The organism is Mesorhizobium sp. B2-7-3, assembly GCF_006440715.1.
Lineage (GTDB): Bacteria > Pseudomonadota > Alphaproteobacteria > Rhizobiales > Rhizobiaceae > Mesorhizobium > Mesorhizobium australicum.
In genome coordinates, this window is record NZ_VFTY01000027.1 from 1 (window position 1) to 1,293 (window position 1,293).

1 protein-coding gene is annotated in these 1,293 nt (G+C 59.0%); it reads right to left on the bottom strand.

All coding sequences use genetic code 11. The features are described 5' to 3' along the window. Window positions 1-28: 28 nt before the first annotated feature. Window positions 29-1,192: an IS481 family transposase gene (locus FJW04_RS29840; protein ID WP_083882946.1), complete on the bottom strand. Its 1,164-nt coding sequence runs from the start codon at window positions 1,190-1,192 to the stop codon at window positions 29-31. Window positions 1,193-1,293: the final 101 nt, after the last annotated feature.

Genomic DNA, 1,293 nt, shown 5'->3' on the forward strand with positions numbered 1-1,293 from the left:
GGTCCGTTCCGGACACATAGGTTACGGTTTATACCGGAGACATGGGTAACACTTTTGGCCCGAAGGGGTTTTGGAGTGGTTCGAGCCTGCATGTCTCATCGTCGAAATATCCCAAATCATAGTCCATGAAGCTAGCCAGCCAGATATGGTCCTCGACCTGTTTGATGCCGACGCTCTGGCCGGCGAAGACGAGGCTGAGGTTGATCTTCTTTCTGTTATAGCAGATGCGGCCGCAGGTAGTGACGATGACAGCCTTGTCGTGAAACGGATAATCGAGATCTGGCAGGCCGGCATAGGGTCGCGTTGAGGGTGCGTAACGCTCTGCCGGACAGTCCATGCCGAGGGCCTGGTGGGGGCGTTCTGAGTTGAACTCGTCGATGAAGTCATCGAACCTGGCCTGCTGCTGCAGAAAGTTGGCGCCTGCCGGTTTGGTGGTTTCCTTCTTCAGGGTCAGGTGCATGCGTTCATGGCGCCCGTTCTGCTGCGGGCAGCCCGGTTTGATGCGCTCGATGTCGATGCCCAGGCGCAGCCACCAGACCGACAGTTTGCTGAGATTGAACAGCGCATTGGGGCTGGCGAAGGGAACACCATTGTCGGTCCTGATCGCGCTGGGCAGGCCGAACTCCTTGAAAACCCTCTCGAACACGGTGAAGGCATAGGCTTCCTTCGTGGTCGACAGCGCCTCGCAGGCGATGAGATAGCGGCTGGCGAAGTCGGTGATCGTCAGCGGATAGCAATAGCGCCGATCGGCGAGCATGAACTCGCCCTTGTAGTCGGCACACCAAAGATCGTTGGGCCGACAGCCGTTGGAAAGCGGTGTTCCCGTCGCCCTGTTGCGCCTTCGCTTGCGGTGCTCGACCATGCCGTGTCGGTCGAGCACGGCGTGCACGGTCGAAATCGCGGGCCGGTGCACATCCGGATATAGCCGGGCCAGCCGCTCGCGTATCTTCGGCGCACCCCAAGTCGGCTTGTCTTGCTTCAGACGCACAATCAGCTTCTCGATTTGAAACGGAAGCTGATTGGCATGGCGGTAGGGCCGGCGCGATCGATCCGTCAGCCCCTCCAAGCCGCTATCATTGTAGCGCGTGAGGATCTTGTAGCCGGTCTTGCGCGAGATATCGAACTCACGGCAAAGCACGGCCATCTTCTCGCCGTCCAGCAGCCGCGCGACGAACTTCAGCCGCTCGTCCATGACGTTACACTCCTTCCAAGGCACCTTGCTCTCCTTGCAAAGGGCCGAAAGTGTAACCCATCTATCCGGAATGAACTGTCACCCATCTCTCGGGAAGGGCA